Source organism: Chitinophaga silvisoli (assembly GCF_003412465.1).
Lineage (GTDB): Bacteria > Bacteroidota > Bacteroidia > Chitinophagales > Chitinophagaceae > Chitinophaga > Chitinophaga silvisoli.
On record NZ_QTJV01000041.1, the window covers coordinates 1 to 6,689 of the forward strand.

Consider the following 6,689-nt stretch of genomic DNA (forward strand, 5'->3'; position numbering starts at 1 on the left):
AGGCTCTTGCTGATACTGCTTTATCGGCTCAGGTTGCTAAGACTAGTGCTGAAACTGAAGGTCAGGAGCATACGAATGACATTCTTAAGTCTGATGCTTCATTCAGAGATGCTTTCAATCAAGGTCAGCTTGATACTATGGAGAGTGTTATTCTTGTCAATGATAGTAAAATCAACCTTAACGATGCAGAGGCTTCTCAGGCTCGTAGTATGGTTGAGCAAATTAATGCTTCTATTAAAAAGATAAAATCTGAGGTAGACCTTTTGATTTCGCAGGCTGCTGATGTTGACGACCGTGTTTGGGAACGTCATGTTCGTGTTGCTTTGGATGCATATATTGAACATGGTAAACTTAAGAATCTTGAAGGTCAATTAAAAGTGTCTCAAGAACAACTTAAGTTAGCTTTTCGAGAACTCTCTACCAAGTTACCTCTTATGAAGTCCCAGGAGAAACTTAATGAAGCCTTAGCTTCGTTCTATCAAGATTTGGGTTTTAAAGTAAATGCTGAGGAGTCCCGTCTGCGATTTGATTTATCTCAGGATATGAATTGGGATGATTTTGAGCGTACTATGCGAGAAATACACGCTGTTCTCGGCGATGTTGCAGGATTCGTACCTTTTGCAAATCCCCGTTCAAGTAGTTCAGGTAAACCTCGAGAGAAACACGAGACTACAAGTTCTAATGGAAAATCTAAACATACTTATTATGACTATTATGATTGATTAACACAGAATTTTTGGTAAATGACTGAAGAATGTCTATTTTTGTAGTGTTGAAAGAAACAAGATTATTAACCCTTAAAACATTATGATTATGGACATTCTTTTACAGTATTTAAACATTGAGAAACAGAAACAGGAATATATTAAAGTTAAAGATGTGCCTTGCAATTCTCTTTACCAAGTAATCTGTCCAGCTCTTAGAATAAATATAGCTGATAGAGCTTTAACTTTTAGGGATTATATGGAACAAACTTACAGGTCTAATTACCTGCTTGCAGGTATTATGAATGCACGATATTGCAACCGCGCAGCTCGTGCAGTATTCTCTTACGTTGACTTTTGTCAACTAACTTGTGGACCGGGTGAAGCATCCGGCATCGACTAACTTGATATATGTAGCACAACTGACACATTGCTCAGCTTGTGTGAAAGATTTGAATGAGCAGCCCCTTTGGGCTGCCTTGCCCAATAACAATTATAAGGCTACAGCCCTACGAAGTTTCCAACTTCGGTTTGCGTTCTTATCCATTCTGTCTCTATCTATCGCAAACATCAAAACATATTTTTCCTTTTTTCTTTCGAGACGTGCAATAAAACAATGCGTAGGGAAAAATGGCGTTTGGCGTTCTGTGGTAAATGATGTTAAACAAAGCGTAGCGACTTTAATATCATTTGGCTCAGGTTGATAAACGATATTTTTAACTACACTTTATCTTTGCACATCTTGAGAGATTAAAGGAAATTATGAAATCGTGAGCGCGGTAGCGCGAACTCCTCTCTGTCATCTTGGATGACGCCTAAAGCATTGCGTAACGGAGTGAAGCGCGTCAGGGATAGGAGCAAGTATTAGCGAAACCAATTTGTTTGAGCGGATAGCCGCCCCCTAAATAAAAAAAAAAGATTATGCAAAACATTTTATGTGAAAAACCTAAATATATTTTAAATCCTGCTTTCAAACAGGCCGTTTTACAAACTGGAAAATTTGTGTATAATGGAGATGAAGAATTTGTTCCTGAAATGCGTCTTGCCGCATGGCGTTGGAGCTTTCCGTATGCTCGTTTTTCTCCGAAAGGCATTGATTTTGAGAACCTTGCATGCTGGCAGGATTCTTATTACACCACCGACCGCGACGGTGATATTGTGCCGATGTTTTTGGCGATTCCGTGTCGAAAATGTGCCCTGTGTCGAAAACGTAACGCTCGTGAATGGATGTTTCGCGCTGTTGCGGAAACTCAACATAGCCGCACGGTTCCTTACTTCATAACACTGACTTACAATAACTTACACCGCCCTTCTGATGGTGTTAACAAAGAAGATGTACAAAAATTTCTTAAACGCCTACGTCAGATTCTTGCTCGAGAACATAATTTTACTGAGGAAATTCGGTATTTTGCCGCGGCTGAGTATGGTAGCCATACGAAACTGCCTCATTATCACCTTATTCTGTGGAACATGCCTATTGCTTTCGGCACTATGGATGTTTATAAAACTGTGTTACAAGCTTGGTCTGTTCGAAAACGAGTTTATAATAAACTTACTCATCGCTTTGATTGGGATTATCTAGGCGAACTTGGTTTTGTTTATTGCAAGCCTTGCACTCAAGGAGGCATTCAATATTGCATGAAATACATGCGTAAGGAAAGTGATATTCCAAAAGACTGTAATCCAACGTTTTACCTATCTTCTCGCCGCGGCGGAGGACTTGGTTACAAATGGTGCCTTGACCATGTACTTTGGTTTTATCAGCATCCTGACGTTCTTACCATTGAAATCGTAGATAAATTTACAGGTGAACGTTTTTCATCATTCATCCCTTCATACTTTCGACGAAAACTTTATCCTTGCCCTTCTATGCTTGTCCGAAAAGAAATCCGCGACACCATTCAGCTTGTTGATTACTTTCTGTCTCTCCGTGCATGCCTCTGGCAACTACGTCTCGGTATGGCTGATAAAGAGGTGAATGTTACTCGTAAATATCTTCATGAAAAATTTCCGTTTTATGATTTCGACACCTGTGTAAACCGCTTTCCTCGTTTTATTATGGATAATGCAAGGCAATTCTCTTCTTGTTATAAAGAAGACAGTTTGCTGGTAATTGAGAATATCCTCGACCCCATGATTACCATGCTTAATGCATTTGAATTTGATACTAGTTTTTATAAACAGCTTACCTCTGCAAAACGAGAGCATCAGATGTTTGTTAGTCAAACAATGTCAACGCAACCTGAGGTAGATATAAATTATCTTAAATATAAAGTGGATAGTGAGAATGTTCTTGCTATTTACAAAGAAACTTTGTAACTATGCCGTACATTTATGCGAAGATATATCCTAAGGTGTTATTAGGATATGAAGAAGATAAGATAACTTATCGCACTTTTGACACACTGGATGAGTATATTTTGTTTGTAAATTTCGAACTGCCTGGACTCATGCAAGATGATTTCTTGGTAGTTTTATCTAATAATTTTTGTTTCACTTAAAATTTTTACATTATGGTAAAATTAAACGTAGATTGCTGTTCAGTTACAGCGCAAGACAATGAACCTCGTGTCACTTTTACAACTCGTAAGTTCCTCTCTACTCAGGAAGAAATGCCCGTTGTTGTTGTTATTCGTGAACACGTCCCCCTTTCTGCTGCTATGCAACTCATCATTACGGACCGTCAATTACCGGATGGTATGTATGAACAATATTTAATTGAACCGGAAGATGACTAAGCAACAGATTTATAAAATTATAGAACTCGCGACTACTTTCATTCTTGGAGTAGCCGCGACTCTCCTTTTGGATAGCTGTACAGCTTCGATGTCTTTGTTCTGGAAGAACCAGAATTCCTCTCAAGGTACGCAACAGTCTACTACTTCGCGTATAGATTCTTTAAAAACTCCTGACATTAACATTAAGTTTTAATTATGGCCAATATTTTTCGTAAAAAAGATGCTTACATTGACCGTGTCAATCGTTCCACTTTTGACCTCTCGTTTGTGAATAATCTCACAATGAAATTCGGCGCTATTACGCCTGTGTGTCTACTTCCTGCATCATTCGGTGACTCGTTTCAGATAAACGCCCGCTTTAATTTACAATTGCTTCCGACTGTGTTTCCAATACAGACCCAACTTTATGTGCGGTTACATTTTGTTTATGTTCGTACTCGTACCCTTTGGGAAGATTGGATGGCCTTCTTTGGCGGTGATGAGACCGTTACGCCTCCTTGGATGGACCCTACTGCCGAAAATACTGCGCAAGGACATAACCAATTTAATATTGATGATGACCTTCAAACAGGAACACTTGCAGATTATCTTGGTGTACCTACGACGATTACAGGAACTTATGGAGGCTCTGTTATCGCGTCTCGTGCTGTTGACTTTTTTAATTTCGATGATAAAGTACCTGCTTTAAATTCGACTTTGCTTGGTACTCCGATTGTAAGTAATCTATCATTCGATTCCTTGAGTACCATCCTTTCGTCTGATGTACCTTTTTCTAAAATCTTTATTACAAACTTCGCAAATACCGGTTCTTATGGATATGCAGCTCCTCGTTGCATGTGTATACCGTTTACTGTCAAGTATGATACTCCTACTCAGAATGTTAATATTTCAATTCCTCTGGGTCGGTTTAATCTTTTGCGTCAAATGATTAACGATTATGACACTAAACCTGTAATCGGATTTGCTATTTACAAGGATGACAATAGCGCTAAGGTTTGGAGTGCGCAATTTAATAAGTCTGACATAGTAGGCGACACTCTTTCTTTCTCTGCTGACCTGGGTACACCTCTATCGACTTTTAAGCTGTGTATGGTTATCGATTTTCGTAATGAAGTTTATAAAAAGGATTACATGTATTCCTTATATGAACTTGGTTCCACTACGACTATCCGGGCAGGTCTTACGCAAGCATTTGTGTCTCAACTTTATTCGTCTCCGATTTCTGTTATCTATAGGTCCCTTGAATGGACAAAGCCACAGAAAGAAAACTGTCCTTTCTACACCACTGACTCCAAGAGACTTCCGGCTATTCCTTTATCCGCCTTGCCGTTTCGTGCATACGAATCCTACTACAACGCTTTTGGTCGTGATATTCGTAACAACCCTTTTATTGTTGACGGTAAACCCGAATACAATAAATATGTGCCTTCTACGAAAGGAGGTAATGATACATATAAATATCAGTTACATTACGCTAATTGGGAGCCTGATGCTTATACCACAGCTTTACAGTCTCCGCAAGCCGGTGTTGCTCCTCTTGTAGGTATTACATCACTTGGCGAAGCAACTTTTAGAGATGCCGCCGGTACTGAGTATCATGCTCAGCTTGAAACTGCGGATGATGGTGATACTGTTACAGGTTTTCAGGTTAAAAGCTCTAATGCTCCTACTGACGTTATCCATAACCTTATTGGCATGGCCACATCTGGTATTTCCATTTCTGACTTTCGAAATGTTAATTCACTTCAGCGTTTTCTTGAAATCCGTATTCGTCAAACCCCGCGTTACAAGAACCTTGTGAAAGGCCTCTTTGACGTCAATCTGGATTACGATGAACTTATGATGCCTGAATTTCTTGGTGGTATCTCTGATACCATTCCCGTATATAAGGTAACCCAGACAACTCCTACTGAGGGAAACCCCCTAGGTAGTTTTGCTGGTCAAGGTTCGCTCCAGTCTGGTATGCGTCATATCATTCGTAAATATTGTCCTGAAGATGGCTACATTCTTGGTGTTATGTCTGTCGTTCCTGCTGCGAATTATTCACAGCTTCTCGCTCCACATTTCACCCGTATGAGCCTTTTGGATTGGCACTTCCCTCAATTCAATAACATATCTTATCAACCTATGTTATACAAGCACTTGTGTCCTTATCAGGCTTATGCTGTAAACCCTGCAAATATCAATAATGTATTCGGATATCAGCGTGCATACTGGGATTTGATTTCCTCATTTGACGAAGTACATGGCGAATTCCGTGGTTCTATGAGAAACTTCCTTATTAACCGTGTATTTGATAAGGCTCCTGAGTTATCTAAGGACTTTTTACTTGTGAACCCTGACCATGTTAATGATGTATTTGCTATGACGTCGGAAAATGGTGATAAAATTCTGGGTAGTATTGCTTTTGAAATTACCAAGAAGACAACTATACCTCGTAACTCAATTCCTCATATTGAATAATTATGAAACAAGTAGTAATTCATGCTTGGAACACGCATACGTGTACATGTACTAGAAAACCGGGCGAGCTTCCTGTACGTGGTGACCTTGCTTACACTCCCGCTCAAATGTATGAAGCTGCTAAAGCTGGTGTACCTATATCTACGCAAAATATTTCACAGTTACCATCGAATGATTTTACTGATGAAGAATCTTGGATTGTTCCTGTTGAATATCGCCGTGGTCAGGATATAGCCGATATTTGGAATGCTCAACGTGATGCTCGCGCTAAAATTGTAGCCGCCTACAATGAGAAGCGCAAGGAGTTGCAATAATGGGAAAATTCCTTGCTGGTGCTGGTGGTGCGCTCCTTGGTGGCGCACTTTCCGGCATCTCTAATTTATTTGGTGCTCATTCTCAGAATCAATCTGTTGATAAACAACTCGCGGCGGCGCGAGAAGAAGCTGAGAAAACGCGTAAATGGCAGACATCTGAACGCGAGGCTCAAAATGATTGGAATTATAAACTTTGGCAGGCTAACAACAACTATAACACTCCTGCTGCTGTTCAGGCTCGTTTGCAGGCTGCTGGAATTAATCCCGATTTGTATGTTACACAAGGAGCGTTGCAAGGTTCGTCTGTTCAAGCACAAGGTGGTCACACACCTTCCGGTCCTGTTGCTGATACTTCTGCATGGAATCGTTATAGACCTATTGGTAGTGTTGCCTCTCAGGCTCTTGCTGATTTGCCGGATAAACTTTATACGGAGCCGGAAGTGAGTGGACGTTTTACAAAGGCAGCTGTG

Annotated in this window: 7 protein-coding genes; all 7 read left to right on the plus strand. The window is 40.1% G+C overall.

The window, feature by feature from the left end:
• Window positions 1-722, plus strand: a 722-nt coding sequence (locus DXN04_RS35060; RefSeq protein WP_158569317.1) for a hypothetical protein, incomplete at its 5' end; no start/stop codon positions are given.
• Window positions 723-813: 91 nt separating this feature from the next.
• A complete protein-coding gene (locus DXN04_RS34080; RefSeq protein ID WP_116857892.1) occupies window positions 814-1,107 on the plus strand; it encodes a hypothetical protein in 294 nt (97 codons plus the stop codon).
• Between the two features lie 518 nt (window positions 1,108-1,625).
• Window positions 1,626-3,023 carry a rolling circle replication-associated protein gene (locus tag DXN04_RS34085; protein WP_116857893.1) on the plus strand — a complete coding sequence of 466 codons (1,398 nt, stop codon included), beginning with the start codon at window positions 1,626-1,628 and terminating at the stop codon, window positions 3,021-3,023.
• A 194-nt stretch (window positions 3,024-3,217) separates the two neighbouring features.
• Window positions 3,218-3,442 carry a hypothetical protein gene (locus DXN04_RS34095; RefSeq protein ID WP_116857895.1) on the plus strand — a complete coding sequence of 75 codons (225 nt, stop codon included), beginning with the start codon at window positions 3,218-3,220 and terminating at the stop codon, window positions 3,440-3,442.
• 195 nt (window positions 3,443-3,637) lie between these two features.
• Entirely contained in the window at window positions 3,638-5,905 is a 2,268-nt protein-coding gene (locus DXN04_RS34105; protein ID WP_116857897.1) for a major capsid protein, read from the plus strand.
• Between the two features lie 2 nt (window positions 5,906-5,907).
• Complete coding sequence (locus DXN04_RS34110; protein WP_116857898.1) at window positions 5,908-6,219, plus strand: hypothetical protein; 312 nt, start codon at window positions 5,908-5,910, stop codon at window positions 6,217-6,219.
• Window positions 6,219-6,689: hypothetical protein (locus DXN04_RS34115; RefSeq protein WP_147320165.1), on the plus strand; the 471-nt coding region annotated here is incomplete at its 3' end. The genes DXN04_RS34110 and DXN04_RS34115, both read left to right, overlap by 1 nt.